Origin of the sequence: Sinorhizobium sp. M4_45, from assembly GCF_002885915.1 — a bacterium.
GTDB classification, from domain to species: domain Bacteria; phylum Pseudomonadota; class Alphaproteobacteria; order Rhizobiales; family Rhizobiaceae; genus Sinorhizobium; species Sinorhizobium meliloti_A.
The window spans coordinates 83747-109728 of sequence record NZ_NWVE01000006.1 but is presented as its reverse complement, the minus strand read 5'-3'; the positions used below and the strand labels follow the sequence as shown (position 1 = coordinate 109728).

General features: G+C 60.0%; 29 protein-coding genes. 11 read left to right on the top strand and 18 right to left on the bottom strand.

What is annotated here, in order from left to right; all coding sequences use genetic code 11:
• Positions 1-44: 44 nt before the first annotated feature.
• Positions 45-839, bottom strand: a complete 795-nt coding sequence (locus tag CN933_RS17710; RefSeq protein ID WP_245425082.1) for an alpha/beta fold hydrolase — start codon at positions 837-839, stop codon at positions 45-47.
• A gap of 71 nt (positions 840-910) precedes the next feature.
• Complete coding sequence (locus CN933_RS17705; RefSeq protein ID WP_102762180.1) at positions 911-1654, bottom strand: SDR family NAD(P)-dependent oxidoreductase; 744 nt, start codon at positions 1652-1654, stop codon at positions 911-913.
• An 81-nt stretch (positions 1655-1735) separates the two neighbouring features.
• Here CN933_RS17705 and CN933_RS17700 point away from each other — a divergent pair, with 81 nt between their 5' ends.
• The gene (locus CN933_RS17700) at positions 1736-2287 is read left to right on the top strand and encodes a TetR/AcrR family transcriptional regulator (protein ID WP_102761922.1); all 552 of its coding nucleotides are present in this window, start codon (positions 1736-1738) and stop codon (positions 2285-2287) included.
• Positions 2288-2746: 459 nt separating this feature from the next.
• Here CN933_RS17700 and CN933_RS17695 read toward each other — a convergent pair whose 3' ends face one another.
• The 4 genes from CN933_RS17695 to CN933_RS17680 all read right to left on the bottom strand — a co-directional run bounded on the left by CN933_RS17695 (position 2747) and on the right by CN933_RS17680 (position 6085).
• A complete protein-coding gene (locus CN933_RS17695) occupies positions 2747-3472 on the bottom strand; it encodes an SDR family NAD(P)-dependent oxidoreductase (protein WP_102761921.1) in 726 nt (241 codons plus the stop codon).
• A 351-nt stretch (positions 3473-3823) separates the two neighbouring features.
• Positions 3824-4633 (bottom strand): NAD-dependent epimerase/dehydratase family protein, encoded by an 810-nt coding sequence (locus tag CN933_RS17690; RefSeq protein WP_102761920.1) that lies wholly within the window; start codon positions 4631-4633, stop codon positions 3824-3826.
• A gap of 4 nt (positions 4634-4637) precedes the next feature.
• Positions 4638-5087, bottom strand: coding sequence for a MarR family winged helix-turn-helix transcriptional regulator (locus CN933_RS17685; protein ID WP_102761919.1), 450 nt, complete (start codon positions 5085-5087; stop codon positions 4638-4640).
• A 107-nt stretch (positions 5088-5194) separates the two neighbouring features.
• Positions 5195-6085, bottom strand: coding sequence for a LysR family transcriptional regulator (locus CN933_RS17680; protein WP_102761918.1), 891 nt, complete (start codon positions 6083-6085; stop codon positions 5195-5197).
• A gap of 96 nt (positions 6086-6181) precedes the next feature.
• Here CN933_RS17680 and CN933_RS17675 point away from each other — a divergent pair, with 96 nt between their 5' ends.
• The 3 genes from CN933_RS17675 (at position 6182) to CN933_RS17665 (ending at position 8319) form a co-directional block, all read left to right on the top strand.
• Positions 6182-7240 carry an aldo/keto reductase gene (locus tag CN933_RS17675; RefSeq protein ID WP_102761917.1) on the top strand — a complete coding sequence of 353 codons (1059 nt, stop codon included), beginning with the start codon at positions 6182-6184 and terminating at the stop codon, positions 7238-7240.
• Between the two features lie 93 nt (positions 7241-7333).
• Positions 7334-7888: a nuclear transport factor 2 family protein gene (locus CN933_RS17670; RefSeq protein WP_102761916.1), complete on the top strand. Its 555-nt coding sequence runs from the start codon at positions 7334-7336 to the stop codon at positions 7886-7888.
• 104 nt (positions 7889-7992) lie between these two features.
• Positions 7993-8319, top strand: a complete 327-nt coding sequence (locus CN933_RS17665; RefSeq protein WP_134646417.1) for an Atu4866 domain-containing protein — start codon at positions 7993-7995, stop codon at positions 8317-8319.
• Positions 8320-8433: 114 nt separating this feature from the next.
• Here the strand turns inward: CN933_RS17665 and CN933_RS17660 are convergent, their stop codons facing one another.
• Positions 8434-9333: a LysR family transcriptional regulator gene (locus tag CN933_RS17660; protein ID WP_102761915.1), complete on the bottom strand. Its 900-nt coding sequence runs from the start codon at positions 9331-9333 to the stop codon at positions 8434-8436.
• Positions 9334-9427: 94 nt separating this feature from the next.
• On the opposite strand from CN933_RS17660, the gene CN933_RS17655 reads away from it, so the two are divergent.
• Together CN933_RS17655 and CN933_RS17650 are read left to right on the top strand one after the other, a co-directional pair.
• Positions 9428-10261 carry an SDR family oxidoreductase gene (locus CN933_RS17655; protein ID WP_102761914.1) on the top strand — a complete coding sequence of 278 codons (834 nt, stop codon included), beginning with the start codon at positions 9428-9430 and terminating at the stop codon, positions 10259-10261.
• Positions 10262-10308: 47 nt separating this feature from the next.
• Entirely contained in the window at positions 10309-10803 is a 495-nt protein-coding gene (locus CN933_RS17650) for a lipocalin-like domain-containing protein (RefSeq protein WP_102761913.1), read from the top strand.
• 47 nt (positions 10804-10850) lie between these two features.
• Here the strand turns inward: CN933_RS17650 and CN933_RS17645 are convergent, their stop codons facing one another.
• The gene (locus CN933_RS17645; RefSeq protein WP_102761912.1) at positions 10851-11756 is read right to left on the bottom strand and encodes a LysR family transcriptional regulator; all 906 of its coding nucleotides are present in this window, start codon (positions 11754-11756) and stop codon (positions 10851-10853) included.
• Between the two features lie 169 nt (positions 11757-11925).
• Between CN933_RS17645 and CN933_RS17640 the strand changes: the two genes are divergently transcribed.
• From CN933_RS17640 to CN933_RS17630, 3 genes are read left to right on the top strand one after another with little or no spacing between them, the layout of a single operon-like run.
• Positions 11926-12918, top strand: a complete 993-nt coding sequence (locus CN933_RS17640; protein WP_180980724.1) for an MBL fold metallo-hydrolase — start codon at positions 11926-11928, stop codon at positions 12916-12918.
• A gap of 25 nt (positions 12919-12943) precedes the next feature.
• The gene (locus tag CN933_RS17635) at positions 12944-14026 is read left to right on the top strand and encodes an aldo/keto reductase (RefSeq protein WP_102761911.1); all 1083 of its coding nucleotides are present in this window, start codon (positions 12944-12946) and stop codon (positions 14024-14026) included.
• Between the two features lie 53 nt (positions 14027-14079).
• On the top strand, positions 14080-14664 hold the full coding sequence (locus CN933_RS17630; protein WP_102761910.1) for a dioxygenase family protein: 585 nt from the start codon (positions 14080-14082) through the stop codon (positions 14662-14664).
• Between the two features lie 85 nt (positions 14665-14749).
• Here CN933_RS17630 and CN933_RS17625 read toward each other — a convergent pair whose 3' ends face one another.
• Together CN933_RS17625 and CN933_RS17620 are read right to left on the bottom strand one after the other, a co-directional pair.
• Complete coding sequence (locus CN933_RS17625; RefSeq protein ID WP_146032673.1) at positions 14750-15241, bottom strand: hypothetical protein; 492 nt, start codon at positions 15239-15241, stop codon at positions 14750-14752.
• 221 nt (positions 15242-15462) lie between these two features.
• Entirely contained in the window at positions 15463-16203 is a 741-nt protein-coding gene (locus tag CN933_RS17620; protein ID WP_180980752.1) for an SDR family NAD(P)-dependent oxidoreductase, read from the bottom strand.
• 67 nt (positions 16204-16270) lie between these two features.
• Here CN933_RS17620 and CN933_RS17615 point away from each other — a divergent pair, with 67 nt between their 5' ends.
• A complete protein-coding gene (locus CN933_RS17615; RefSeq protein WP_522954412.1) occupies positions 16271-16963 on the top strand; it encodes a TetR/AcrR family transcriptional regulator in 693 nt (230 codons plus the stop codon).
• Between the two features lie 46 nt (positions 16964-17009).
• On the opposite strand, the gene CN933_RS17610 is transcribed toward CN933_RS17615, so the two are convergent.
• Positions 17010-17948 (bottom strand): AraC family transcriptional regulator, encoded by a 939-nt coding sequence (locus CN933_RS17610; RefSeq protein ID WP_102761907.1) that lies wholly within the window; start codon positions 17946-17948, stop codon positions 17010-17012.
• 94 nt (positions 17949-18042) lie between these two features.
• On the opposite strand from CN933_RS17610, the gene CN933_RS17605 reads away from it, so the two are divergent.
• Entirely contained in the window at positions 18043-18408 is a 366-nt protein-coding gene (locus CN933_RS17605; protein ID WP_180980723.1) for a DUF1330 domain-containing protein, read from the top strand.
• 127 nt (positions 18409-18535) lie between these two features.
• On the opposite strand, the gene CN933_RS17600 is transcribed toward CN933_RS17605, so the two are convergent.
• From CN933_RS17600 to CN933_RS17570, 7 genes are all read right to left on the bottom strand, one after another.
• Positions 18536-20716, bottom strand: coding sequence for a xanthine dehydrogenase family protein molybdopterin-binding subunit (locus CN933_RS17600; protein WP_102761905.1), 2181 nt, complete (start codon positions 20714-20716; stop codon positions 18536-18538).
• Positions 20713-21714, bottom strand: coding sequence for an FAD binding domain-containing protein (locus tag CN933_RS17595; protein ID WP_102761904.1), 1002 nt, complete (start codon positions 21712-21714; stop codon positions 20713-20715). The genes CN933_RS17600 and CN933_RS17595 overlap by 4 nt, the downstream gene beginning before the upstream one ends.
• Positions 21715-21717: 3 nt before the next feature.
• Positions 21718-22344, bottom strand: coding sequence for a (2Fe-2S)-binding protein (locus tag CN933_RS17590; RefSeq protein WP_102761903.1), 627 nt, complete (start codon positions 22342-22344; stop codon positions 21718-21720).
• A 193-nt stretch (positions 22345-22537) separates the two neighbouring features.
• Positions 22538-23137 (bottom strand): class I SAM-dependent methyltransferase, encoded by a 600-nt coding sequence (locus CN933_RS17585; RefSeq protein WP_102761902.1) that lies wholly within the window; start codon positions 23135-23137, stop codon positions 22538-22540.
• Positions 23134-23772, bottom strand: coding sequence for a DedA family protein (locus CN933_RS17580; protein ID WP_102761901.1), 639 nt, complete (start codon positions 23770-23772; stop codon positions 23134-23136). Before CN933_RS17580 ends, CN933_RS17585 begins: the two co-directional genes overlap by 4 nt.
• Before the next feature lie 2 nt (positions 23773-23774).
• Positions 23775-24758, bottom strand: a complete 984-nt coding sequence (locus tag CN933_RS17575) for an oxidoreductase (protein WP_102761900.1) — start codon at positions 24756-24758, stop codon at positions 23775-23777.
• Between the two features lie 134 nt (positions 24759-24892).
• Positions 24893-25942 carry an aldo/keto reductase gene (locus CN933_RS17570; RefSeq protein WP_102761899.1) on the bottom strand — a complete coding sequence of 350 codons (1050 nt, stop codon included), beginning with the start codon at positions 25940-25942 and terminating at the stop codon, positions 24893-24895.
• Positions 25943-25982 lie beyond the last annotated feature (40 nt).

Below are 25982 nucleotides of genomic sequence, written 5' to 3'. Positions count from 1 at the left end.
GCATTCCCTTCAGCCGGGTAGCCACTCATAGATTCCGCCCTTCGTCACCTCACCGAGTTTAAAGCCTCAAGGATGACGTCTGCCGTTTCTTGCGGATGCGACATGTAGACCATGTGGCTCGACTTGATTTCCTTTACCTTCGTCGACGTGCGATCATACATCCATCGCAGAAACTCCGGAGAAAGGACCTTATCTTCGGTTGTCACGATGCCGAACGACGGCTTGTTATGCCAAGCGGCATTCTCAAACCGCATCTGGAACGTATCCACCCTCATGGGCTTGGCCGAGGCCGCCATAAAATCGGTGACGTCGACAGGAAGGTCGGCACCGATCATGTCATGATAGCTCTCCCGATTGGGAACGAACCTTTTGTCGTCGAGCATTTTCGAGTCGATACCCATCGGAAAGCGGCTACTGATCTCTGCCAGAGTTTCACCCTTGTCGGGTTGAAGGGCAGCAACGTAGACCAATGCCTTGACGCTGGGTGCCGTGCCGGCCTCGGTGATGACGGCGCCGCCATAGCTGTGGCCAACCAGAACGGTGAGACCGCTTTGAGAAGCAACAGCGAGTTTAACCGCGGCAATATCGTCCTGGAGGCTTGTGTGCGGTAGTTGAACGACGGTAACCGTCAGCCCCTTCGCCCGCAGGATTTCAAATACATCCTTCCATCCCGAGCCATCCGTCGTCCCGCCATGCACGAGCACGACGTTGCCTGCAGGAGCTGTGGCAGATGTGACAACCTCGTCGGGTGCTTGAGCGTTGGCAGGCCCCTCGGCGCAGGCAGGGCCCGCGACTGACAGCGTCAGTAGGGCGGCAGCCAAAGTTCTCATCATAGACATTCTAATACCTTCCAAATATTTCCGGAGCGCGCCGAGCGTCGCTCCACCGTTTCTAGGAACCCCGCTCGGGGTCAAACCGCTGCGACCCCGCCATCGACGAAAAGCTCATGGCCTGCGACGAAGCTGCTTTCGCTCGACGCCAGGAACAGCACGGCACTGGCGACCTCTTCGAGGTGTCCAAGTCGTCCAAGCGGAACCCCCTTGACCACCTCTTCCTCAGCCCCCGGTGCTGCATCGAAGTAGGTGCGCATCAGCCTGGTCTCCGTTGCACCGGGAGAGACGACGTTGACGCGGATGCCGCGTTCTTTCAGGTCGATGGTCCAGCTTCGTGCGAAGGAGCGGACCGCCGCCTTGCTGGCGTTGTAAAGCGACTGTCCTGGGTAGGCTTTAGATCCGGCGATCGAGCCGTTGAGAACGATTACGCCCCCTTCACTCATCAGTGGCAGTGCCTTTTGCACGGTGAAAATCACCCCCTTCACGTTGAGGCCGAAAGTCGAATCGAAATGTGCTTCCTCGATCGCTTCAAGCGGAACGGGTTGGTGCATGCCGGCATTGGCAAAGACGACATCGACCTTGCCGTGGTCACGCTCAACGCGTTCGTATAACGACGTCAGGTCAGCGAGGTCCGTGACGTCGCCTTGCACGCCGACCGCACCGTTACCGATTTGGCCGACCGCCAGATCGAGCAACTCTTGCCGCCGCGCGGTGATGTAGACCCAGGCGCCTTCTTCCGCAAACCGCCGCGCGGATGCCAACCCGATGCCATCACTCCCACCAGTGATAACCACGACCTTGCCTTCGAACCGATTAGGCATCATAACATCCTTCGTCTAAGTGGATATATTCTCCACTTACGATATGGAGACATTCTCCACTTTGCAACCCGGGATGAAAAAATGTCCGAAGTTGGTCTACGCGCTGATGCGGAACGGAACCGTCAACGCATTCTCGTCGCTGCGGAGGAGCTCTTCCTGGAACGGGGGGCGACTGTCTCGCTGGACGAAGTGGCCAAGCGAGCTAAGGTCGGGGCGGGCACGCTTTACCGCCGTTTTCCGACGCGAGAAGCACTCTTAGCGGCCACCAGCAACGAACGCTTCACGTCGGTTGCAGAGGCAAGCCGCGCGCGAGATGCCGATCATCAGCCCGAGGACGCGCTACGCCAGTTTCTTGAGGAGCTCGCACTGAACACCAGCGTCTACCAAAGCCTCGCGGCTTCGCTCGGGACTGTCATCCAACACGGAACGCCTGGCTGTAACGCGATCACCGAGGAAGGGCACAGACTGCTCCGGCGCGCAAAGGAGGTCGGGATTGTGCGTGAAGATGCGAGCTTCGACGACGTAGTCTGTGTTGTGAGTGCAATCGCCATTGCGGTTGAGAAGGACGATGAACCAGCGCCGCGCGTTGCCCACTTGGTGGACTTGCTCTTCAATGGCATGCGTGTGCGTTGAATTATCCGAAGACCTGCGGGGTCCGATTTTACGGGTTTCGCATACACTCGCGGCGCCTCGAAGCGATGCGGCAGCCGAATTTGCGCCAGCGTTTTCACCCCGTTTATCCGATTGTCTGCGGGAGGCGCGAGGCCCGAAGCTTGCTGCTGCCGCGAATGGCGACCCCTCATCATCCTGCCCCAGAAGCGGACCGTTAAGTATCCCCCCATCCCGAACACTTATAGTTCGGTTCTGGAAACACCGCTGTGGGCCGACTCCGGACTATCCGGGTGGAGTATCGTATCTGAAGATCGGCATGGCAGGTGATCAGAAAGTCCTGTTACGTCGTCCCTCCGGGCAACCTAAGTTCTCTATGAGCTCTCCTGGTCAAAAAAGGAGCGGGTCGTGGGTTCGATTCCTGTCAAGAGCCCAAGGCCAGTTTTTGATGCTCCCCGCCTTGAGCGGGCCTTTCGCAGGCATTTAGGTCATGTATCTGCCGGCATCGACGTGGATGGTTTGGCCCGTCAGATATTCGGTCTCTATGATCATCCGTGTCGCTGGCCAAAGTTCTTCAGCACGCCCCATGCGCCCTAAGGGCAGCTTTTCCGTCGGGCCGACATCGATTGCATCGGCCATTCTGCTCTCGATCAGAGCGGGCGCTATGGCATTCGCCGTGATCCGGTGCGGTCGGAGGGCGCTGGCATAGGCGTGCATCAAACTCTCCACTCCGCCTTTCGACGCGGCATAGGCGGCGGAAAGCCCGCCGCCGGTACGGGCGGCGGCCGACGACATGAATATAAGTCGGCCACCATCCCGGGTCATATGCGGCCATGCAGCTTGTGAGACCAAAAACGCGCTCGTCAGGTTAGCATTAAGCGTCTTTTGGAAAAGCGCGAGATCGAGGCGGTCGATAGGGCAGACTTCGCCGATACCAGCGTTGTTGATCACGCAATCGATACGGCCGAAGTGGGCGAGGGTCTCGTTGATCAGGCGTTGGACATCATCCGCGATGCTGACATCCGCTCGAATGCCGATACTATCTTTCAGGCCAGATAACAATTGCTCGACCTCGCCGCTTTCGGACCGATAGTTCGCAACCACCAAGTGACCCTCAGCGGCTGCGGCCTTTGCCAACGCAGCACCGATGCCGCGGCCGGCGCCCGTGATCAGAATGACTTTAGCGAATGGGTTGTGGGAACGCTGCATGATCGCCTACCATTTTACGTTGGAGAACTATTCTCGATAATGTTTTTGGGTCAGCTGGTCGGGTTTCCAGTGCAGAATGAGCGCCATACAGGTCGACTTTAGGGCTTTCTGATCTGATCCTGGCTGAATCAAGCGTTGAAGCCGCGGACATCGTGCCGATCCAATTGTCTGCGGTCGTCACCAGATGGCAGATGGTCTGATGCGACGAGGCCTCGCGTCGTATTCTCTCCGTCAGATGCCTATCCAAGGCGGTCAATTGCTGGATGTTGTTCCATGGGCTTTGCCTACCACCCGCTGAGGCAACAGTAACAGGCCAAATGTCGAGCTCGGCCACCGCATTCTGCGATCCGCCTACGAAAGGCCTTCCTCAAAGGCTTGATAGACTGTTCTGATGCTGGGACGAAAACCCAGACTGCGGGCGAGGGACGTATCGACATGCAGGTACCATGGATTTGCAAGAGGCTCGGCGCTTGATTTCATGGCGGACCCGACGATGCCCGCGAGTTCGTAGATGGAGGAGGGGGCTTCGTCCGCAACGTTCACGACGCGCCGGTCGAAAGCACCCTTGAGTGCCAGCGTGACCGCCTGTGCAATGTCGCGATGGTGGATCGTGCTCATGCGCTGTGCCGGATGCCAGGTGCCGACGTGATCGGGCAGGGATTCGAGATGTCCGTCCCCATCACCATAGACGAAGGGAAAGCGAAGGATCGACCAATTCAACACGCTTTCACGCAGCTCCCGTTCCGCCGCAACCTTGCTTGCGGGGTAGGCGTGTTGCGGATCGACCGGATCGTCTTCCCGTCCCGGATGCGGATTGTCCTTGTTGTAGACATGGCTGGTGCTCGACATAATGAAGCGCGCATCGGGAGCATGGGCCTTCACGGCTGCGATCAGATTGCGCGTCCCATCGAGATTGCTTTTCCATATGAGATCGGTGTCCTGCGTGCGGAAGACGGCCGCAAGATGCACGACAGCAGAAATCTTGGTGACGGGCTTCGCCAGGCTCGAAGGGTCGAGAATGTCGCCCGTAACGCCCGTTGCGCCCGCGGGGCAATCCTTGCCTGGCCGAAGCAGGACGCGGCAGGCAAAGCCGGCCTCGGCCAGCCGCGGGACAAGTCGCTCACCCACGAGCCCCGTGGCCCCGGTAATCAGTACGGTCATCCGCTCAATCCTTTCTCAACAGGGTCTGCAGTCGTTCTGTCGCTGATTTGAGGACACGTATGGTCGTGGCCAGATCAGCCTCGTTAATTCCGCCGAAAGCAGCGTCGTGAATGAAAGAAAGATCAGGGAGGCGTCGCCACAGCGCCTCTCCCGTCGCCGTCAATGTCAGCAGACGTTGTCGCTGATCGCTGCCATCCGCGGTCTGCGCAACCAGATCCTTGCGGACGAGCGTTGCGATGATTCCGCTCAAGGTGGCGCGTTCGAGTTCCAGAGCGCGACCGAGGTCGCGCTGGACGGATGGGCCGTTGTTGACGAGAGACCAGAGGACATACCACTGCGTGGACCCCAGATCGAAGGGTCTTAGGCGCTCGTCCATGAGGGCCCGACCGGCGAAATAGCACCGCTTGGTCCAGGCGCCCACGGAGAGATTTTTGGTGTCCGCCTGATCGTGCATTGAAACCTCATTCGTTTGCTACCTAACGATAATCGCAAGGTAGCAAACGAATGTCAAGGCTCAAGGACAGTGGGCCAGGTAAGATGACAGCGATCTCACAATGGGCGCTATCGCCACCGCTTCACATGGTCGACGAGTGCCCTAAGTTTCGGAGCGAGATTGCGACGGCTGGGATAATAAAGAAAAAAGCCGGCAAACGGAGGGCAATAGTCCTGAAGGAGAGGGACCAGTTGACCAGATTCGACATAGGGTCTGAACGTGTCCTCCATCCCGAAGGTGATGCCGCCGCCGGCACAGGCTGTGCGGATCATAAGCCACATGTCGTTGGTGGTGATCTGCGGGTCGACAGCCACGTCGAACTCACGTCCATTCTGCCCGAATTCCCAGCGATAGGGTGCGCTGTGCGGCGCCGGGCGCCAGCCGATACAGCGATGCGCTGACAGCTCCGAAGGATGCGCGGGCGCGCCGAAACGTTCGATGTAGGATGGCGCGGCGAAGGCGCACTGGCGCTGATCGCCCGAGACGGGAATGGCAATCATGTCCTGATCGATGACTTCGCCCAGCCGCACCCCCGCATCATAGCCTTCCGCGACGATGTCGAACTCCTCGTCCGTGACCGTCACGTCGATCTGAACGGCGGGACAGGCATCCGCGAAACGCGCCAGAAGCGGCCCAGCAATGAACTGTTCGGCAATGGACGACACGGCCAGCCGCAAGAGCCCGCTTGGTGCGCTGTCGCGGTCTGCCGTCGCGTCGAGCGCCAGTCCGACTTCGGAAATCGCCGGCGCCACACGCTGGTACAGTTGCTCGCCGGCCTCCGTGAGGCTGACGCTGCGCGTCGTGCGACGCACGAGCGCCACGCCGAGCCGATCTTCGAGACGCCGGATGGCCTGGCTGATGGCTGGCCGCGTTACGCCCAGATTCTCCGCGGCCACACGAAAGCTGCGCGCGTCCGCGACTGCCAGGAAAACAGAAATGCCGTTCAGATCGATCGCCATTGGTTAGGCAGATTTACCAGCGTGGTCATCATTGGGCAAGTTGTTTGATCTTATCGAGCTGCCTACCTTGGTTCTCGCAACCAGGAGAGAGCTGACATGGCGCTTGATGATTATAAACTTCTTGGACGGTCGGGCTTGCGCGTTTCACCGTTAAGCCTGGGAACGATGACCTTTGGTTCCGAATGGGGCTGGGGTGCCGACGGCAACGAGGCGCGCCGCATTTTCGATCTTTATGTCGATCGAGGTGGCAACTTCCTCGACACGGCGGTCAACTACACCGATGGCGGTGCCGAACGCCTGCTTGGAACCTTCATCGCCGACAAGCGCGAGCGGATCGTTCTTGCGACGAAATTCACCATGGCACGCGATCGGGGCAACCCGAACTCGGGCGGCAACCACCGCCTGAACATGGTTCGCTCCGTCGAGCAGAGCCTGAAGCAGCTCGACACGGATCGCATCGACCTTCTTTATCTTCACGCGTGGGACATGACGACCCGGCCGGACGAGGTGATGAGGGCACTCGATGACCTCGTTCGTTCCGGGAAAGTGCTCTATCTCGGCATATGCAACACACCTGCTTGGCGCGTTGCACAGATGCAGACACTGGCCGACATCAGAGGCTGGTCTTCCTTCGTGGCGCTACAGATCGAGTACAGCCTCGTCGAGCGGACCGTCGAGCATGAGCTTGTGCCGGCGGCCGCGGCTCTGGGTCTCGGCGTGCTTCCATGGTCGCCGCTCGGCGGAGGCGTGCTCACAGGCAAGTATTCCCTTGCCGATGTCGAGGATTCGCAAGAGGCAGCCGTGTCCGCCACCCGCAAGGGGGTGATAGCGTCGTCGGGGCATCTGAACCGGCGTGCGATCGACATAGCGAACGAGGTTCGAACCGTCGCGGAAGAGGCCGATTCCACGCCGTCGCGTGTGGCGCTTGCCTGGACGCTGGCCAACCCGGCCGTCGTCTCCCCCATCATCGGCGCGCGCACGCTTGCCCAGGCCGAGGACAATCTCAAGGCTCTGGATCTGGAGCTGACGCCGGAGCAACTGGACCGACTGGACCGGATCAGCGCGCCGGTCCCTGTCTTTCCCGCGCGCTTCACGCAACGTCCCCTTGTCCAGCAACTGATCTTCGGCGGTGCGGCGGTCGAACGCCGTAACTGACCGTTGAAACGCGAGTCCCATCGACGGTGCATCCAGTTTCATTGCTCGTCGATAGGCCCCGCCAAGTCCCCAGCAACAGAAAGGATCGATACCATGACCATTTTTCCGACACGCCAGCGGGTTGCCGGCGCGAGCCATACGGCTCTGATCACAGTGGCATTGTTGTCGCTCGCCCTGCCGGGTCCAGCCATCGCCAACACCACGGCAACGCAGGTGCAGGCTGCCGATAGCGCCGCGGTCGAGCAACGGAACAAGGCGATCGTAGAGGCCGCCTTCGAAAAATGGCGCGGAGGAACCTATGTCTTCGCGGAACTCCTCGCCCCCGACGTCGTCTGGACAATTCATGGCTCGGGCCCGGTGGCCGGCACCTATCGCAACCAGAAGGATTTCGTCGAACAGGCCTCTCTTCCCCTGACCAGCCGCCTTGCGACGCCGATCATGCCGCAGGTGCACAACATCTTTGCCGACGGCGACACGGTCATCATCCGCTTCGATGGGACGGCGACGACGACGTCCGGCGCACCTTACCGCAACCAGTTCGTCTGGATTCTCAAGATGAAGGACGGCCTCGTGGTCAATGCGGAAGCCTTCCTGGACCTTGTTGCCTATCAGCAGGTCGTGGATAACAACGCCCCGCGTTCCCAATGACCGATGCTGCGGTTCGGCAGACCTGCGCGTCTGCCGGACCGGCACCGCGCGCGTATTCGCGCCCTCACCAGACCGCCAACAGCAACGCCTAAAGGAGCCAGACCATGCGGCCGGCATTCGCAGCCCTCGTCACTGCCACCCTTTCGTTTCAATCCGTAGAAGCACAGGAAACAAATTTGCAGCCGAACCATCCCTACGCCGGCATGTGGGTCACCGACGACAACCGCGTCCGCCACGAACTTCTGCCGAACGGACGCTATGTCGAAGCGCGCGGCCAGCGCGAGCGAGCCTATGAAGGCCGCTATGAAGTCGACGGAACGCATATCGAATACTGGGACGATACGGGCTTTACCGCCGACGGCGACTTCGTCGATGCCAACACCTTGCACCATGGCGGCATGATCTTGCGTCGAAAGCCGGCGACACCCTGACATATCGAACGAGCCTTTGCTGCGCGATCAGGCCAGAGCGATCGCGCCGCAGGTTCTTCTCTATCGATCTGACAGGCCATCTGACAGGGGCAGACGTCACGCGGCGTCGCCCCTTTATCGTGACCTGTCCACCTCCCGAAGGAGGTCGATGAAGGCTCGCAGCGGTGATGGTACATGCCGGCTGCGCGGGTAATAGAGCGCCAGGCCGGGCATGGGCGGGCACCAGTCATCGAGCACGGTCACCAACCTGCCCGATCCGATGAGCGGCCGCGCGAAATGTTCCGGCACATAAGCGATACCGCGGCCGTCCGCCGCCGCCTGCACGAGAAGATCACTGTCATCGAGGGTGAGGTTGCCCGGCACGTCGACAGAGATTTCGGCGCCGCGTCTGGAAAATTCCCAGCGATAGCGCTTGCCGCTCGGCAGACGTTGGCGGATGCAGCAATGCTGATGAAGATCATCGGGTATTTGCGGTTTGGCCTTGCCTCCCAGATAAGACGGCGCTGCGACGGTGACGAAACGCACGTCGCCGCCAAATTTTACCGCGATCATGTCTTTCGGAACGGCTTCTAACAGGCGTATTCCGGCGTCGAAACCCTGTTCCACAATGTCGACAAGGCGGCCTTCCGACACGAGATCAAGCTCGACGTCGGGATAGAGATCGAGAAAGAGCGGAACGACGTCGGCGAGAAGGATGCGTGCGCCGCTCTTGTTCGCATTGATCCGTAGCGTGCCACTTGGCGTGCCGCGTTCCTCCGAAAGCGTATCGAGCGCCTGATCGAGATCCTGAAGAAGCGGATTGACGCGGCCAAGCAGGCGTGAGCCGGCTTGTGTCAGCGAAACGCTGCGCGTCGTCCTGTTGAAGAGCCGAACGCCGAGTTTCGCCTCGAGACCGATGATCGCGTGGCTGACCGCGGAACGCGAAACACCCATGACGTCGGCCGCTTTGCGAAAGCTCTGATGATCGGCCACTGCGGAAAAGGCAGCCAGATCGCTTAGGCTGGGGCGCATCATTCGTGAACTTTCCTCACTATCTCATCTCAAATTGCCAATCTTATATCACTAATCCGGCAGATCTACATTCGCGAATGGAAGATAAGGAGATCACATGCCAAAGACATGGTTCATAACCGGCGCTTCTTCGGGACTCGGTTTCGAAATGACGCAGCAACTGCTTGCGCAGGGGCACACAGTCATCGCAACGGTCCGCCGTCGCGGGGCGCTGACGCAACTCGAACAGACCTACCGCGAACGCTTGGACGTGGTTCAGCTCGATCTGGTCGAGCCGGAAAGCATAAACCTCTCAACTGGAGAAGCCTTCCAGCGGCACGGCCGGATAGACGTCATTGTCAGCAATGCCGGCTACGGACTGTTCGGTGCGGCGGAAGAGCTGACGAACGAAGAGATCGATCGACAGATCGCCACAAATCTCACGGGGTCCATTCATCTGATCCGCGCAGCACTGCCGCTTCTTCGAATGCAAGGCAGCGGGCGCATCGTCCAGGTGTCGTCCGAAGGCGGGCAGATCGCCTATCCCGGCTTCAGCCTCTATCACGCGACCAAATGGGGCATCGAGGGCTTCATCGAAGCCGTGGCACAGGAGGTGGCGCCTTTCGGTATCGACTTCATCATCGCCGAGCCGGGGCCGACCGGCACGAACTTCGGAGCCAATCTGGTCTGTGCGGATCCCATGGCTGCTTACAATGGAACGCCTGCGGCCGCCGTTCGCCGCGCAATCGGCGATGGCAGTTTCGAGATCAAGGGGGATGCGGCGCGTACCGTGGCAGCGATCCTGTCGGCTGCCGAAAGCGAGGAGCCACCACTGCGATTGGCGCTGGGCAGCACGGCCTACTCCTCCATCTCGCAGGCGCTTTCCAAACGCCTGTCGGCACTCGAGGCGCAGCGGGATGTCGCGAATTCCGCCGACCGGCAGGATCGGTGAACCCCGCAGCGGCGGGACCCTATCATTCTAACAGCAGAGGAAACGACATGTTCATTCGACCGATCACATTGGCTGTCGCCGTCAGCATTTCGTCGGCTGCCTTCGCGCAGACTGCCACCGAAAATCAGGTCGCAGGCACCTGGCGCATGATCTCGGCGACGATCGACCCCGGCGGGGAAAATATCGCCGCCTATGGAGAAAAGCCCAATGGGCTTCTCGTCTTCACGCCTGACATGCATTTCGTGGAGGTCTTGACCGACGCCGAAATCCCGCCGTTTGCTTCCAACACGCGCGGCGAGGGAACGGATGATGAAAACCGCACGGCCATGTCACGCAGCATCGGGTTTTTCGGAACCTATACCGTCGATGAGAACGGAGAGTTCAGCGGAAACCGTGTCGAAGGGTCGACATTCCCGAACTGGGTCGGCAGCGTGCGGACGCGTGCTGATCTCACGCTCATCGTTGATGGTGATCGTATGACCGAGCAATTCCGCCGGCCGGAAGGCACCGAAATCAGGATCGAATGGCAGCGGGTCAAATAAGGCATCGCCGACAAGCCGTTCCTGCCGCAATGCCGGCTGGAACGGCATCAGGTCCTGGCCTGCCAGTCATAGTTCCTCATGTAGTCGAGAAAGGCGCGCATGGCGGCGCTTGGAAGGCGTCGGCTGGGATAGTATAAAAACCAGTGTGGCAGGGTGGGGCTCCAGTCTAAGAGAAGCTCCACCAGCCGGCCGGTTTGGATATGCGGCTTGGCGTAGTCATCCAAGACATGGGCAATCCCTCTGCCTGCCAGCGCAGCTTGCAGTTCGTTATGCGCGGAGCTGACCGTCAATCGGCCCGTTGGCGTGACTTCAATCTCTTCGCCCGCCTCGTCGAACTGCCATGTGACGAGCGTCCCGCCTGGGAACCGGCGTCTTATACAGTCGTGATCCACAAGTTCGTGCGGTGTCTGCGGCTGTCCCCACCTTCCGATATAATCCGGTGAAGCGACAATGGCGTAGCGAAGTGCAGGGCCAAGCGGCAGCGCGATCATGTCCTGCGCCAGCTGCTTGCCGAACCTGACGCCGGCATCGAAACCCTGCTCCACGATATCGATGACGGCCGCATCGCTGATGATCTCGATTTTCACCTCTTGATAGGCGTCCATGAAATCGAACACCAGCGGACAGAGAAAATGATCGACGGCCGGCGCGGGCGCGTTGATCCTGAGCGTGCCGGATGGGCTGTCCCGCAGTTCATCGACCTCGGCGATGGCGAGCCTGATGTCGCCCAATGCAGGTGCCAGGCGTTCAAGAAGGCGCTGGCCTGCCTCCGTGGGGAACACGCTCCGCGTCGTTCGATTGAGGAGCCGGATACCCAGAGCCTCTTCGAGGGCGTTCATCGTTTGGCTCAAGGCCGATGAAGAGACCCCTCGCTCAAGCGCTGCCGCGCGGAAACCGCCGCAACGCACGATGGCCACGAAAACGTCGAAGCTGTCCAGACGAAGAGGGTTCATTGAGAAGCATTTCTAATCAAGCTGATAAACTTAGCGCAGCTTATCAGATCAATGGTCCGATGTCATGGTTGGCGTAGAGTTCAACGCCGCGCTCCATCCGGTTCCTTTGCGGGTCATTTAGGCCCCTGCGTAGCGAAGCCGGGCGTGCCCAATGCGAAAGGGAAGACCGATGAATGCCTTCATCCTCAACAGACGCGCTGTCATGCTGTCCGCCGTCGCAGGCGCATCAAGCATGCTAATACCCGGCCTGGCCGGTTCCGGCGCAGCCAACGCCCAGGCCACGCCCGCGCTCGCTGGCAATGCCGGGCATTACCGCTTTCGCGTCGGGGACATCAGCGCGACAGTGTTGAGCGACGGCGTGATCGGTGGCCCGCCGCGCGTCTATGCAAGCGATGCGCGGGAAGCCGAGCTTCAGGAGGTCCTGCGGCAGGCTTTTCTTCCGGCCGATCACATGACACTCAACCTCAACACGCTGCTGATCGAAACCGGCGGCCGGCGCATTCTGATCGAAGCCGGAGCCGGCAAGACCATGGGCCCGAACGGCGGCCAGATCTTTGATAATCTCGCCGCTGTCGGCCTCGCGCCAGCGGACATCGACGCGATCGTTATCTCCCATACCCACCCTGACCACGTGGGTAACTTGAGAACCGCAGACGGCGGCAAGGCCTTTCCCCGCGCCACGGTCTTCGTCCCCAAGGCGGACTGGGACTTCTTCGTCCGTACCGATCCGGATCTCTCCTATATGCCGGTGCCGGAGGAGTTCCGTCTGCGCTTCGCCGCGAACATCAAGAACAACCTCACGCCGTTCATGAACGATGTGGAGCTTTACCAAGCCGGCGCCGAGATCGTGCCGGGCCTGACGACGATCGTCGCATCCGGCCACACGCCGGGCATGGCCACCTTCCTCGTCCATTCCGGAAACGACCAGTTGCTGCTGACGGCGGACCTTGCCTATCACCCCGTCGTCAACGTCGACAGGCCGTGGCTTCCAGGCCCCGACCGCGACAAGGAAACCGCTCTTGCCTCCCGTCGGCGCATCTTTGACAGGGCGGCCGCCGATCGTATCCCGGTGCTCGGCTTCCATTTTCCCTTCCCCGGCCTCGGCCGGATGCTGAAAACCGACGGCGGTTACGCCTGGGTCCCCGCCAACTGGCAGTTTTGACGATTAAGGAAACAGGAGAACTCTCATGGACCAGTCAAAGATCAACAGGCGCGGTTTCCTCGGCACGATGGGCGCGGCGGCGACAGGGCTGGCATTTGCCAGCCACGCTGTGGCACAAACCCAGGAAACGAATGTGGCGTCGCCAACCGCTGGATCCAACCCGGACGTCCTTACCCGCACCTTGCCGCGGACCGGCGAAAGGGTCACGGCGCTGGGTCTCGGCACCTTCCTCACCTTCGACCTGAAGCCCGGTGACCGACGCGACGCTTTGCGTCAGGTCTTCGAGCGGTATGTCGCTGCGGGTGGCCGTGTGGTCGACACATCGCCGCTTTACGGCTCGGCCGAGGTCAGCGTCGGCCAGTTCATGGGAGAGTTCGACGGTTCGGACGAGATCTTCCTCGCCAACAAGGTCTGGTCGACGGGAGAATATCTCGGCGACGAAAGCCACGCGATGGAAAGCTTCCGGCAATCGCGCATGCGCACATGGCGCGACACGATCAATCTCATGCAATGCCACAGCATTACCAATGCGCCGGTCGTCGTCCCGCTTATGAAGGCCTGGAAGAAGGAAGGCCTCATACGCCATGTCGGCGTGACCCATCACGAGTCGGCGGCGCAGGACCAGTTGCTGGCCATCATCCAACGCGACGATGTCGACTTCATTCAGACGAACTACTCGATCTTCAACCGCGACGCCGAACGCCGTCTTCTTCCCGCTGCGGCCGACAAGGGCGTCGGCGTGCTGATCAATCTGCCGCTCGAAAAGGCCCGCCTGATGAAGGTGGTCGAGGGCCATGAGCTTCCCGGTTTTGCAGCCGAGTTCGGAGCGACGAGCTGGGCGCAGTTCTTCCTGAAATGGGTCATGGCGCATCCTGCCGTCACGAGCGTCCTATGCGGCACGTCTAACCCCGACCATATGAGCGACAATGTCCAGGCGCTGAAGGGTCCGCTTCCCGACGAGCGGATGCGCGCCCGCATGGTCGCACATATGGAGACGATTCCCGGCTTTGGATCCATCGGCACGATGTCGTGGTATCCCGGCAAGGAGAATATGTATGAAGGCCTTATCCGGGAGGCGCAGGCGAACGCCGCGCAACGCCTGCAGTAACGGCGCGTCAGTTAACCCGCCATCACGTTGGAACATTCATTGGGAGATCCGCCTTGCCTTCCACCAGACGTTCGCTTCTGACGGCCTTTCTGACGCTGCCCCTCATCGACGTGGCGAGAAGCAGGGCGTTTGCTCAGGCCGCTCCCGAACTGCCGTTGACGCCAGCATGTGACGATGAAGACGAACTGACCCCCGAACGGGAAGCAGGCCCGTTCTTCAGACCGAACTCGCCGCTCGAGCGGGATCTTTATCCCGACGCGCCCAATGGCGAGCGGATCACCGTCGCGGGATTCGTCTTCGATAACCGCTGCCGGCCTCTAGCCGGCAGTCTCGTCGAGATCTGGCACGCCGACGAGAAAGGCGACTATGACAGGGTGGGTTTTCGCCTGCGCGGACACCAGTTTACCGACGCCCAGGGGCGCTGGTGGTTCAACACCATCGTGCCCGCGCTTTATCCCGGCCGCACGCGGCATTTTCATTTAAAGGTCCAGCGCCCCAGTGGGCGGGTCCTCACCACCCAGCTCTATTTTCCCGGCGAGCCCAGAAATGCCGGGGACAGGTTGTTTGACGAGGCGCTGCTCCTCGACATCAAGCAGACCGGTGACGGAAGGTTCGGGCGATTTGATTTCGTAGTTTGACGAAGATGACGTCTCAGCGGGCGCCCCCCTTTACCGACCTGCAGGACGTCATTGAGCCATTCGGGCGATTGCGAACGCCGCCGCTTCACGGCGTTGCATCCAAAGGTACCGGATCCCCTTCCTGTGCTGGCTCGGGCGCGTCGTCAGGCTTACCGTCTTCATTCTCCAAGCCGAGTTGTTGCAGGATAGTCTCTTTGATCTGCTGTTCGATCGCCTCTCGATCCTTCTGGCTCATTGCAGCCAGCTTGTCTTCATTCAGCTCGCGATCTTTCAGGAAGAAATAACGGATACGTTCGGCTGGCGTCATCTTGGACACCTTCAGAAACTCGTCACCCGCATCGGGTTTGTCGTCTTTACTGAGAGCGGTGCGGTTAGGCTTTTGGTCCAACACAACGCCGTTGCTCTCCATCGACCACAGCGCGTCCGCAAGCTTCGAGCCATATCGGGGTTCAAGGGAGACAGAGGGGAGATTTCCACCTCCTTTGACTTGCTGTGCTTCGCGGACGGTGTCTTGCCCAGACAATCGGGAGTTCGACTGCAAGAGCAGGGGGATCCTGGAGTTGCCTGCAACGATCATCGTGTTGATTCCTTTGTTAGTTCTGCCTCCGAGCATCGCATTAGCGGCTTGCTCGGGGCTGATTTTTCCCCGCCACTTGATCGCAGATGAGGTTCTTCAGCTGATTTTGCTTATCGTGTTAGCCGGGCGTCGCAGCCACCTGAATCCTTTCAGGTACCAGTCGAGGCGCTATGCGAGAGCAGCGGACGTCGGCGAGGTCGACGTCCGAAGAAGGTGGAGGATCAGGCGTTGAAGCCGGCATCTACACTTAGAACGGCGCCGGTGATCAGACTGGCAGCAGGGCTTGCCAGAAACGCGACTGCACTGGCGACTTCACGGGGCTCGCCAAACCGACCGAGCGAGGTAAGGCTGCGCTGATAGTCAGCATTCTCGCCATTGGCGGGGTTCATTTCCGTGTCAGTTGAACCCGGGAGAATAAGATTGACGGTGATGCCTTGAGGTCCGAGTTCGCGCGAAAGACCTCGTGTAAATGACAGAAGCGCCGACTTCGACATCGCGTAAGCCGTGACCCCGGGGAAGGGCACACGCTCCGCCAGGGAGGAGCCGAGAGAAATGATCCGGCCTCCGGATGACAAATGCGGTATTGCCGCCTGCGCAAACAGGACAGGAGCGCGAACGTTCACATCAAGCATGGCCTGCAGGTCCGCGAGCGCTAGATCCGCTGTCATGCCTGCGGTTCCGATCCCTGCGCTGTTGACCAGGATATCAAGCCCTCCAAGTCTGTCGACCGTATGGTCCACGGCACGCCGAATGGCGTCCGGGTCGGCACTATCGGCCTGAATGGCGAGCCCGCGCCGGCTTTTTTCCTCAATGGTCTTGACCACTAACGCAGCCCTGTCCGCCGAACACTGATAGGTGAATGCGACATCCGCGCCCTTCTCAGCAAGAGCAATTGCAATGGCAGCTCCTATTCCGCGAGAGCCGCCGTTTACCAGGGCGCGTTTTCCAAGCAATTCCATGATCTTTCCTTTTATGCAGTGATCGATGTAGAAATACCTATGGCCATTGCAAACTAACGTCAACTGAATTATGCAGTGGTCGATGCACAATGACGCTTTGACACCACCACCTAGTTCATCGTCGCCCCGCCCCCCACGCGGTCGGCCACGGGAGTTCGATCGCGTTGCCGCGCTTGCAACAGCGACGCGGCTGTTCTGGATCAAAGGCTATGAAGCGACCTCGATCGCGGACCTGACGGAAGCGATGGGGATCGGCACGAAGAGTTTGTACGCTGCTTTCGGTTCGAAAGATGAACTCTATGCGCAAGCGCTCGAATACTACTACACGACCTATGAAGGATTGGTCTGGACGCGCTTTCGAGAAGCGTCGACAGCCAGAGAAGCCGCTCTTGCATTTCTCGAGGATTCCGCAATCGCCATGACTGGCGGAGATTGCGATCTGCCGCACGGGTGCATGGCGACACTCGCGTCGGTGGGTAGCGAAGGACACGCCGAACTAGCCGAACTCATGCGAGCAACGCGCGCAGGTGGTTTCGACATCCTCAAGGCGCGCTTTGACAGAGCAAAGATCGAGGGTGATCTTGTCCCCACGGCAGACACGACGAAGCTGGCGAGGTTCGTGCAGATCGTCCAGAGCGGTATGGCGATCCGTGCCCGCGATGGCGCGGAACGGGCTGAACTGAATGCCGCGGCGGAATTTGCGCTTTCCGGCTGGGACAACATCACCGGTACCATCGATCAGAGCATGCTGAGCAAGGCCTGATCCCTTTGATGTGATGGCCTACGCAACAGCTTTTGAGGCTATTCCCTTATTGAGAGCGGGAAAGACATTCTGCGAAGCGGCTCGGCGAGCATCCTACGGCTTGCGTGAAAGCAGTACTGAACGCACTCGCCGACTTGTAGCCGATCGAAAAGGCGATCTCCTCAATCTTCGCCGTTCCAGACTTGAGGGCCTCCTTGGCAAGTGCCATGCGCCACCGCAACAGGTACGATATCGGGCCGATTCCGACGACGGCACGAAAGCGTGTGGCAAAGGCGGATCGCGAGACACCGCAAAGCCTCGCCAGAGAATCGACCGTCCATTCTTGCCCGACATTTTCATGCATGGCACGAATCGCCTTGGCGGTTACCGGATCTCGAAGGCCGGCAAGCAGGCCGCGGCTGGCTGGATCGATAGCTTGTTCCGGAAGACCCGAGGCAGGCATTCTGAGTATTTCGACCAGCGCCAATTCGACAAGACGGAGGATGATGAACTCGCTTGCTGGCCCGGGGTCGCGGCCTTCGGATTCCATCAACGCGAGCAAATTGTGCAGCCGATGGAGTATGGGCGAACGAGAGGGGATATGAACGAGGGGCGGGAGAAGCCCGGTCAGAAGATCCTCGTTGGCTGTCGAGAACAGGAATTTACCCATGTGAAGCGAAATCGGCCTTTCCTGACCGGAGCCCAGCTTCAACCGTCCCTCCCGCTTTGCTGCCACGGCCGCGACGCTGTCCAACGGCTCTACTTCCTGACTTGAGGCCAGCGTAAAAGGAAGCGTTGTCCGCAGCAGTACGAAGTCGCCCTTTCTGAGCGACAGCGGAGCGCAGCCAGGTCGTATCAGCAGGGAATCGCCCTCTTCCAGCCAGAAGAACAAAAGGTCTCCCAGCGCTGGAAAACTGATGCCCCAGTCACCCCCTGCGTCTAAGCCGCGCCCCAGGAGGGCAGCGCGCGGCCGCAGCAATCGGATAAGATCTAGGAAGGGATCCATTTTTGGGCTTTAGATAAAGTATTCTTGCAGAAGCAATAGCATAATTTGCCGGAGGACTGGAACGAGGCTGAGGCCTTACCGCTGGAGAATTATGATGATTAAAGTCACCGCCGCCGATATCGACCGCTTTCTTGCCGAAGATGACGCTGAGCCCATCGTCATGCTTAACCTCCTTCGGTTCAAGGTGGATGGGGGACGCCAGCGCTATCTCGACTACCTCGCGATGGCCGGCCCGATCGTCAGGCGATATGGTGCTGAAATCATCTTCGCCGGCGATGGCGCGACCGCACTCTGCGCCGAACCGGGCCAATCCTGGGATGCGGTGGCGCTGGTGCGCTACCCAAACCGGTCAACTTTCGTCAAGATGATCGCCGACCCGGCCTACGCCGTTGCCGACCCGATCCGGATGTCAGCCCTCGAAGAGGCGGTATTGCAGCCAATCCGCACAATGACTCGATGAAGAGTTAGATAGTCGCGCATTTCAAAGGGCAGCTCGATTGCGCCACTCTTCCGTCGCGTAACTGTGCCCAGAAAAGGGCATCGGGTGCCCTCCCTTCGTCTCGCATGCCTTGCCGTTGAGACCTGCTTTACAGCAGGTCTTCAATCCTGATGGGCAGATGTCGCACACGTCTGCCGGTCGCATTGTAGACGGCATTGACGATGGCTGCAGCCGCTCCGACCATGGCGACTTCGCCGAGACCCTTGACGCCGGACATGTTGAGCTTGAAGTCCGGTTGATCGATGAAATCGACGTCGATCGCGCCTATGTCGGCGTTGACCGGTACGACATATTCGGCAAGGTCATTGTTGAGGACTCCGCCGAAGCGGGGGTCAGTTTCACCAGCCTCGCGGAGTGCTGCGCCAATTCCCCAGACGACACCGCCTCTGACCTGGCTTTCCGCAGTACGCCGGTTCATGACCCGACCGCAGTCGGCAACGCTGACGACGCGTTTGACGCGCACGCGCCCGGTCGATGTCTCCACGTGAACTTCAGCAAAATGGGCGATCCAGCTGAACGCCATGAAGTCCGGATATTCGGGGCCGGTAGTGGATGGGATACCCCGGCGCAACTGCTCGATGACCTGTGCGTCCTTGCCGAGCGGTATCGTATTCACCGTGACTTCCAAAGAGGGGCGGCGGGTCCGGGCGAGCTGGACATGAACCGGTTCTTCCGACAATGGCGCACCGGTTAGAACGCTAAGCTCTTCCCGCAGTTTCAGGGCAGCGCTTCGCGCGGCCGGCGCAACGCTTCCCGTCCCCCATGAGCCCGCGGTTATATGCTGTGGCGCATGTCCGGTATCTCCGATCCGGATATCGAGCTTGGTTGGATCGACGCCAAGAACCTCGATAAGCTCCGCGGCGATGACGCTACGGATGCCCTGTCCCATCTCATGGCCGGATGTCGAGATCTCACATCGTCCGCTTGCCGACAGACGAAGTGTCGTAACAGCTGCCGTCATCGATCCCTTGTAGCTGCCACAGGCAACACCGAGGCCGATGCGGTCTCCGTTCTCTGCTCCCAAGGAGCCAGGTTCGCGGGCTCGTCGGCTCCAGTCGATCAGCTCCGCCCCGCGTCTTAGACAATCAACCAGATGACGAGACGAAAATGGCTTTCCAGTAATCAGGTCATTTTGAGCGTCATTGTGGATGCGGAGCTCGACGGGATCCATCCCGACAGCCTCAGCCAACTCATCAAATGCGCATTCGGTGGCGTAACTAGAGGGATGCTCATGCGGTGCACGCTGATGGCCGGGCGTCTGGGTGTCGACCCGGATGATCCGGTCGCTTCCTGCCCAGGCACCATATTCGTACATGCGAGGGGGATTGGCGCCGTGATCACAGGCAAACCCATCGTACCGACTGTTTTGCTGGACCGTTTCATAAAGGCCTGCCAGGAGGCGACCTTGTTTGTCCGCCCCGAGCCGGATCCGGTGACGGCTTCTTGGGCGATAGGATGCCGTGTGAAACAACTGACCACGCGGCATCACGAGTTTCACGGGGCGGCGCAGTAGAATGGCGGCGCTTGCAACAAGCACGCTCTGCTCCTGAATGCCGTTCTTCTGGCCGAAGCCTCCGCCGGTGTAGGGGCTTACGCCGCGCAGCCGTGTCGGCTCCATTCCCATCATCCCTGCAAGGCCGCCGGCAAAAGCTGACGCCGCCTGGGTGCCCTCATAGATCCGGAGTTCTCCGTCCTCGAATGCGGCGCTCGTCGAAATCAGCTCGATTGGATTGTGATGCTGTTGGGGATGCACGTACTCGACATCAATGCGATGATCGGCAGCAGCAAAGGCTGCCTGCGCATCACCGGAGGACAGCTGGCGATCCGGCTTCGGTTCCGGACTGGCAAGATCATCCTCCATGTGAGTGCTGAATGCCTCTTCGGCGTAGCGGACCTTGATGGCTTCCGCGCCCTCGATGGCGGCCTCCAAGGTTTCGGCGACCACCAGGGCGACCGGTTCGCCCCGGTGGCGCACGACCGGGCTCGTCATCGGCTGATGGCCTTTGCCGGGCTGACCATAGGCACCGCGAGCGGCAGGTGTCGTCTTGATTTGCGAGAAATCTTCATGCGTAAAGATGCGCACGACGCCTGGCACATTTTCAGCGGCAGTTGCGTCGATCGCTTCAATACGTCCCTTGGCGATTGTCGCTGGAACCGCCATCGCATGAAGCAGACCGGCGATCGGCTGATCTGCCGCGTATAGTGCCCGACCTAGCACTTTTTCATAAGCATCGACCCGAGGGCGGTCAGCGGTCCGTTCCTGTGTCATTGCATCTTCCTTCCAGCTGTCATGATGGCATCGGCAAGCGTGCGAGCACCGAGTTCAATCTTGAATGCGTTGTGCTCGCCGGGTCGGGCATCGGCGAATGCCGCTCTGCCGGCAGCCAGCGCAATGTCCGGTTCGATCGTTCGACGGTTTAAAAGCGCCTCTGCCTCGCGTGCCCGCCAAGGCCGGGTGGCAACGCCGCCGAGAGCAATACTCGCCTGTCGTACGTGATCGCCGTCCATCGCCAGCGCCACGGCTGCCGAGGCGAGGGCAAAAGCATATGACTCGCGATCGCGCACTTTGAGATAGGTCGAGTTGCGGCCGGCCTCCGTCTTCGGAACTGACATCCCGGTGACGATCTCGCCGGCTTCGATCGCGAATTCGAGATGGGGCGTATCACCAGGCAGTCGGTAAAATTCGGCGATCGGAACTGATCGTAGTCCCGCCGGACCTTGGATCTCCACTGTCGCGTCCATCGCGGTCAACGCGACGGGCCAGTCACCAGGCGACACGGCTGTGCAAGCGTTACTGATGCCGAGCACGGCTTGCCCGCGGTCAAGCCCCCCAATCGCTGCGCATCCGGAGCCGGGCGCTCGCTTGTTGCAGGGGTAGGCGCCAATTGCGCCGTTCCGGAAATAGGGACAGCGGGTCCGCTGCAGCAGGTTGCCGCCAACGGTCGCCATGTTGCGAAGCTGCTGAGAGGCGGCTTTCGAAAGGCTCTCGGCCAAGACGGGATAGTCACGGCGGACGACATCATTTTCGGCGACGTCTGCCATAAGCGCTCCGGCGCCAAAAAACAGAACGTCACCGCTTGTATCAATCCGGTCAGCCCCTTCCAGAGAGGCGATATCGACCAGATGGGCGGGCCGCTCGACACCGAGCTTCATCAAGTCGTAAAGAGTGGTTCCGCCAGCAATGTAGCGCGCACCTTCGCCTGCCGCGGCATATGCTTCGATGGCTTCGCGCACAGTTTTGGCTTGGACATAGGATAGTGATCTCATAGTTCAGCCCCGCTCGATCTGAGGAGCGGCCTGTTCGATCGCCGCAACGATGCCGACATAGGCTCCGCAGCGACAGATGTTGCCGCTCATATATTCCCGGATGTCTTCTGGTGTTGAAGCGTGCCCCTCTTTTACACACGCAATCGCGGCCATGATCTGCCCAGGTGTGCAATAGCCGCATTGCAGGGCATCGTGGTCGATGAAGGCTTGCTGCATGGGATGCAGGCCGTCCGCGCTTCCGATACCTTCGATGGTCGTGACCTCGCGACCATTGACCTTGGCTGCGAGAGTCAGGCAGGAAGCAATCCGTCGGCCATCAATATGGACGGTGCAGGCACCGCACTGACCGTGGTCGCATCCCTTCTTGACACCGACGAGGCCCAGGCGCTCGCGCAACATGTCCAGCAGGGATGCTCTCACATCGATATCGATTGCCGTTGGCTGGCCATTGACGCGGCAAGCTATGTGAACGGTGGTCCCGTTCTCGGGCAGAGAAGGAGAAGTTGTCACCTGTGTTTGCTCTTGTGCGGTCGCCGTCGATATCATTCCGGAGGCTGAAACGACCGTTCCAGCTTCCAGGACCTGCCGTCGAGTAAGGGGTAAGAACTGCATATCTTGCGGGTCCGTCATTCGGATCTGGCCTCCTGATGATTGCAACTGCGTTCGTTCGGAATCATTCTCTTCAAGCCGCCCAACCTTCCTGAACCTAGAGCAGCCCGACCGGGAAAATTAGGTGATTAAAGCTGCGCAAGGCGGTAAGTCTTCCTTCGCAATGGTGGTTTAATCTCGAAATCTCGGGAGGGACCCACCACACTCACGCACCTCACGTCGCTACCAGTGATGGGCGCCGTCGCCGCCGACTGATGCGATAGACCGCAGCGGGCGGCACGTTCGCGAGTGTCCCGCCAATGAACGTCGCCTTCAGGCCTAGCCGATCAAGCAGGGGCCTCGGGATCGGGCATCGTGGACCGTAAGTGAACTGGTAAAATGCACCGTCATGACGAAGATGCGAAAAGGCACCTTCAAGAATGGTGATCACTTTTCGGACTGGCATTGATAAAAGAGGAAGACCGCTCACGACCGCACCAATGGGCGCCGAAGTCTGCAGTTCGAACTTGCGCAGTTGCGCCGCGTCCATCCGAAGGGTGGTCGCTGCCGGGAAGCGGATCGTGAGCTCGAGGGCGAAATCTACGCCATATTCCACAAGAATGAGATCCGACTCGCAAACTCCACGATTGAGCAGCGCTTCGGTGAAGACGCCCGTTCCTGGACCGAGTTCAATAACGGTTCCGGTATCCGCAGAGATCTCGCTGGTCATAAGCGATGCGAGCGCGCGTCCCGAAGGCGTAACCGAGGCCACCTGCAAAGGCGCAGAGAGCCAGGCACGAAAGAACAGGAGTGCATCTGCCGTTTTGCTGCTCATTGCGCATCCCCGCTCGTCCAAGCTTGCTTCGAGCAGCGAAGTTGCAGCCGCAATGTCACGGCAATCAGCGCTTCCACAAAAACGAGGAATACCAGTATTTTCAGGGCAAACGCCGAAGAGTTGATGTCCGGTAGCGCCATGACGGCCAGGTAGCCGGCGGCGATGAACAACCCGTTCCACAACACGATGCCCACCGCCACGCCAGACGCGAAACGTAGCATGCTTGTCCCTAAAAGCGCTGCCGCCAGGGGAGTGATCAACCTTACCGTGGGGATGAGCTGCGATGTGATGGCGATCGTTTGTTCCCGGGCGCGCAGGGAAGAGAGTGTTTGGTCGATGCGTTGACGGGAAACACCAATCCACTTGCCGACGACATGGAGAAGTGCGACGGACTTACTTTCTCCGATAGCGCGCACAAGAATGTAGAGCGCAAGCGCGCCAATGAAGCTCCCAACTGCGGTACCGGCCACAGCGGTATGAACTGACCACGCATCGTCATTGGCGGCAATGCCGATTGCTACCAGCACGCCGTGGGACGGGAGCGCGGGGACGAAGCGTTCCGCGAGACCGATCGAAAGAAGTCCGACGACTCCGTATAGCGCTATCCAATCGACGAGATCTGCGAGCGGATCCATTCTTAGCCCCCTTGTCTCATCGTCGTCGCGGCGACAAGCGGATCTGCCATCGTGGTAGGTTGGGCCTCGTACTCAATGCCGACCAGCTTTTCCGAGATATCCCAAAGTCTCTTGGCGACGTGGAGCTCATTTGCCTGTGGCGGGATTTGCGCCTCCGCGGGGTAACCGCGGGTTTCGCTAAGCCGATCGGGGCCATAATATTTGCCACCGCGGGCATGCGGAGACGTGGCGGCAAACAGGGTCGGCAGTGCCCCTTGGGACGCGGGTTGAAACAGGAACCACAAAAGCGACCGCAGAAGTCCTTGCGCGCTGCGGCGTCCCGGTGCGTTGTGCAGCAGGTCCGTCCGGGAAATGCCGGGATGAGCAGCGATGGAGGTGATACCCCAACCAGCCTCCTCGCTGCGTCGCTGAAATTCGAGTGCGAACATTAGGCAGGCGAGCTTCGACTGGCTGTAGACGGGCATGGGCTTGTAGCTTTGCTCCGCCTGCAGATCGTCAAAGTCGATCGCGACGTTCCTGCCTTTTGCGGCGATGCTGGAGAGCGTCACAACCCTTGGATCTCGTCCTTGCACCAGTAGCGGCAACAGGTGGCCTGTCAGGGCGAAGTGACCGAGGTAATTCGTGCCGAACTGCAGCTCGAACCCGTCAGCTGTGGTCTTGCGCACCGGCGGCGTCATGACGCCTGCATTGTTGATCAGCACGTCAAGATGATCGCGACTTTCTTTCAGCCGCTCGGCAAGCGCCTCGATCGAATCGAGATTGCCGAGATCAACCTGCTCAAAGGTCACTGAAGCGTTCGACACCTTATCGTTGATGCGCCGGATGGCTTCAGCTCCTTTCGTAGGATTGCGGCCGGCGAGGATCACCTCAGCTCCGGCTCTGGCCAATGCAATGGCGTCCTCGAAACCCAGGCCACCGGTTCCGGTGACGAGGATTGTGCGGCCTTGCTGGGACGGCATGTCGTCAAGCGTCCAGGGTTTGGACATGATGAGTTCCTTGGTTCAGTGTTGGAAAAGTGGCCCGCCGGAGATGCGACGAGGGGTAGGCATCTCCGGCGGACAAAGGTCGCTGGGGGCGGGGGCGACCTTCCAGGATCCAGAATGGGGGTTAGGATCCAAGCCTATTCGGCAGCAATTTCGCTGATTTCGAGCGGGGGCCGTTCCGGCGCCTGACGCGTTCGTTGCATCCAGGCGGGATATTCGGCGCGGAGTTTGCTCACCGCGTCGAGTTCGGCCAGTTCTTTGACGTCGAGCGACACTTCGTTCGACCGGATGCTGTCGTCGAGTTGACTGACCGTCTTCGCGCCGATAATCACGCTCGTGACATGTGTTTGGTGCAGCAGCCAGGCGAGTGCTATGCGAGCGACGCTCACGCCCTTCCGTTGGCCGATGCGCTCCATCGCCTCAATGACGGCGTAGGCATGATCCATCGCGACAGGCGGAAAGTCGAAGGTCGTGCGGCGGCTGCCTTCGGCGCCTTGTTTGTCGCGCCCGAATTTGCCGCTGAGCAGCCCACCGGCGAGCGGGCTCCAGACGAGAAGGCCAAGCCGCTCCGCCTTGACCAGGGGTACGATCTCCCGCTCGATATCGCGGCCAGCGAGTGTGTAGTAGTTCTGCGTCGTCGCGATCTTCGCCAGGTTGAGCCGTTCGCTGTGGCCAACGGCTCTCGCCATCTGCCAGGCCGACCAGTTCGACACACCAACATAACGAACCAGGCCTTGCCGAACGAGCATGTCAAGAGCTGCCAGACTTTCCTCGATCGGCGTCACAGTATCGACATTGTGCAGCTGGTAGAGGTCGATGTAGTCGACCTGGAGCCTTCTCAGGCTCGCCTTGACGCTGTTTATGATATGCGCCCGCGAATTGCCGGCCTCGTTTGGACCTGTGCCCATCGGTCCGCAGACCTTGGTGGCGATGACCACGTCTTCGCGCCGGACACCCAGGTTCTTGAGCGACTGGCCGAGAATTTCCTCGGAGACGCCGCCGGAATAGATGTCGGCGGTATCTATGAAGTTGATGCCATGGTCGAGGGCACGCGCGATCAGGCTTTCAGCGTCTTCCTGCTGGACATTGCCCATGTTGGACCAGACGCCCTGGCCGCCGAAGGTCATGGTTCCCAGGCAAAGCTCAGAGACGAAAAGACCAGTATTTCCGAGCGTGTTGTATTTCATAATGTTCTCCTTCGCGGTAATGGTCTCGTTGTCGTGGGAA

What these genes read in the sequence shown, in the direction of transcription:
- CN933_RS17660 (WP_102761915.1), bottom strand. Translation starts at nt 9,333, where the DNA reads ATGATGCGCCCCAGCCTAAGCGATCTGGCTGCCTTTTCCGCAGTGGCC.
- CN933_RS17570 (WP_102761899.1), bottom strand. Translation starts at nt 25,942, where the DNA reads ATGAAATACAACACGCTCGGAAATACTGGTCTTTTCGTCTCTGAGCTT.
- CN933_RS17685 (WP_102761919.1), bottom strand. Translation starts at nt 5,087, where the DNA reads ATGCACGATCAGGCGGACACCAAAAATCTCTCCGTGGGCGCCTGGACC.
- CN933_RS17690 (WP_102761920.1), bottom strand. Translation starts at nt 4,633, where the DNA reads ATGACCGTACTGATTACCGGGGCCACGGGGCTCGTGGGTGAGCGACTT.
- CN933_RS17605 (WP_180980723.1), top strand. Translation starts at nt 18,043, where the DNA reads ATGATTAAAGTCACCGCCGCCGATATCGACCGCTTTCTTGCCGAAGAT.
- CN933_RS17665 (WP_134646417.1), top strand. Translation starts at nt 7,993, where the DNA reads ATGCGGCCGGCATTCGCAGCCCTCGTCACTGCCACCCTTTCGTTTCAA.
- CN933_RS17700 (WP_102761922.1), top strand. Translation starts at nt 1,736, where the DNA reads ATGTCCGAAGTTGGTCTACGCGCTGATGCGGAACGGAACCGTCAACGC.
- CN933_RS17615 (WP_522954412.1), top strand. Translation starts at nt 16,271, where the DNA reads ATGCAGTGGTCGATGCACAATGACGCTTTGACACCACCACCTAGTTCA.
- CN933_RS17635 (WP_102761911.1), top strand. Translation starts at nt 12,944, where the DNA reads ATGGACCAGTCAAAGATCAACAGGCGCGGTTTCCTCGGCACGATGGGC.
- CN933_RS17645 (WP_102761912.1), bottom strand. Translation starts at nt 11,756, where the DNA reads ATGAACCCTCTTCGTCTGGACAGCTTCGACGTTTTCGTGGCCATCGTG.
- CN933_RS17670 (WP_102761916.1), top strand. Translation starts at nt 7,334, where the DNA reads ATGACCATTTTTCCGACACGCCAGCGGGTTGCCGGCGCGAGCCATACG.
- CN933_RS17580 (WP_102761901.1), bottom strand. Translation starts at nt 23,772, where the DNA reads ATGGATCCGCTCGCAGATCTCGTCGATTGGATAGCGCTATACGGAGTC.
- CN933_RS17600 (WP_102761905.1), bottom strand. Translation starts at nt 20,716, where the DNA reads ATGACACAGGAACGGACCGCTGACCGCCCTCGGGTCGATGCTTATGAA.
- CN933_RS17610 (WP_102761907.1), bottom strand. Translation starts at nt 17,948, where the DNA reads ATGGATCCCTTCCTAGATCTTATCCGATTGCTGCGGCCGCGCGCTGCC.
- CN933_RS17585 (WP_102761902.1), bottom strand. Translation starts at nt 23,137, where the DNA reads ATGAGCAGCAAAACGGCAGATGCACTCCTGTTCTTTCGTGCCTGGCTC.
- CN933_RS17680 (WP_102761918.1), bottom strand. Translation starts at nt 6,085, where the DNA reads ATGGCGATCGATCTGAACGGCATTTCTGTTTTCCTGGCAGTCGCGGAC.
- CN933_RS17705 (WP_102762180.1), bottom strand. Translation starts at nt 1,654, where the DNA reads ATGCCTAATCGGTTCGAAGGCAAGGTCGTGGTTATCACTGGTGGGAGT.
- CN933_RS17675 (WP_102761917.1), top strand. Translation starts at nt 6,182, where the DNA reads ATGGCGCTTGATGATTATAAACTTCTTGGACGGTCGGGCTTGCGCGTT.
- CN933_RS17695 (WP_102761921.1), bottom strand. Translation starts at nt 3,472, where the DNA reads ATGCAGCGTTCCCACAACCCATTCGCTAAAGTCATTCTGATCACGGGC.
- CN933_RS17640 (WP_180980724.1), top strand. Translation starts at nt 11,926, where the DNA reads ATGAATGCCTTCATCCTCAACAGACGCGCTGTCATGCTGTCCGCCGTC.
- CN933_RS17595 (WP_102761904.1), bottom strand. Translation starts at nt 21,714, where the DNA reads ATGAGATCACTATCCTATGTCCAAGCCAAAACTGTGCGCGAAGCCATC.
- CN933_RS17655 (WP_102761914.1), top strand. Translation starts at nt 9,428, where the DNA reads ATGCCAAAGACATGGTTCATAACCGGCGCTTCTTCGGGACTCGGTTTC.
- CN933_RS17650 (WP_102761913.1), top strand. Translation starts at nt 10,309, where the DNA reads ATGTTCATTCGACCGATCACATTGGCTGTCGCCGTCAGCATTTCGTCG.
- CN933_RS17710 (WP_245425082.1), bottom strand. Translation starts at nt 839, where the DNA reads ATGTCTATGATGAGAACTTTGGCTGCCGCCCTACTGACGCTGTCAGTC.
- CN933_RS17590 (WP_102761903.1), bottom strand. Translation starts at nt 22,344, where the DNA reads ATGACGGACCCGCAAGATATGCAGTTCTTACCCCTTACTCGACGGCAG.
- CN933_RS17575 (WP_102761900.1), bottom strand. Translation starts at nt 24,758, where the DNA reads ATGTCCAAACCCTGGACGCTTGACGACATGCCGTCCCAGCAAGGCCGC.
- CN933_RS17625 (WP_146032673.1), bottom strand. Translation starts at nt 15,241, where the DNA reads ATGATCGTTGCAGGCAACTCCAGGATCCCCCTGCTCTTGCAGTCGAAC.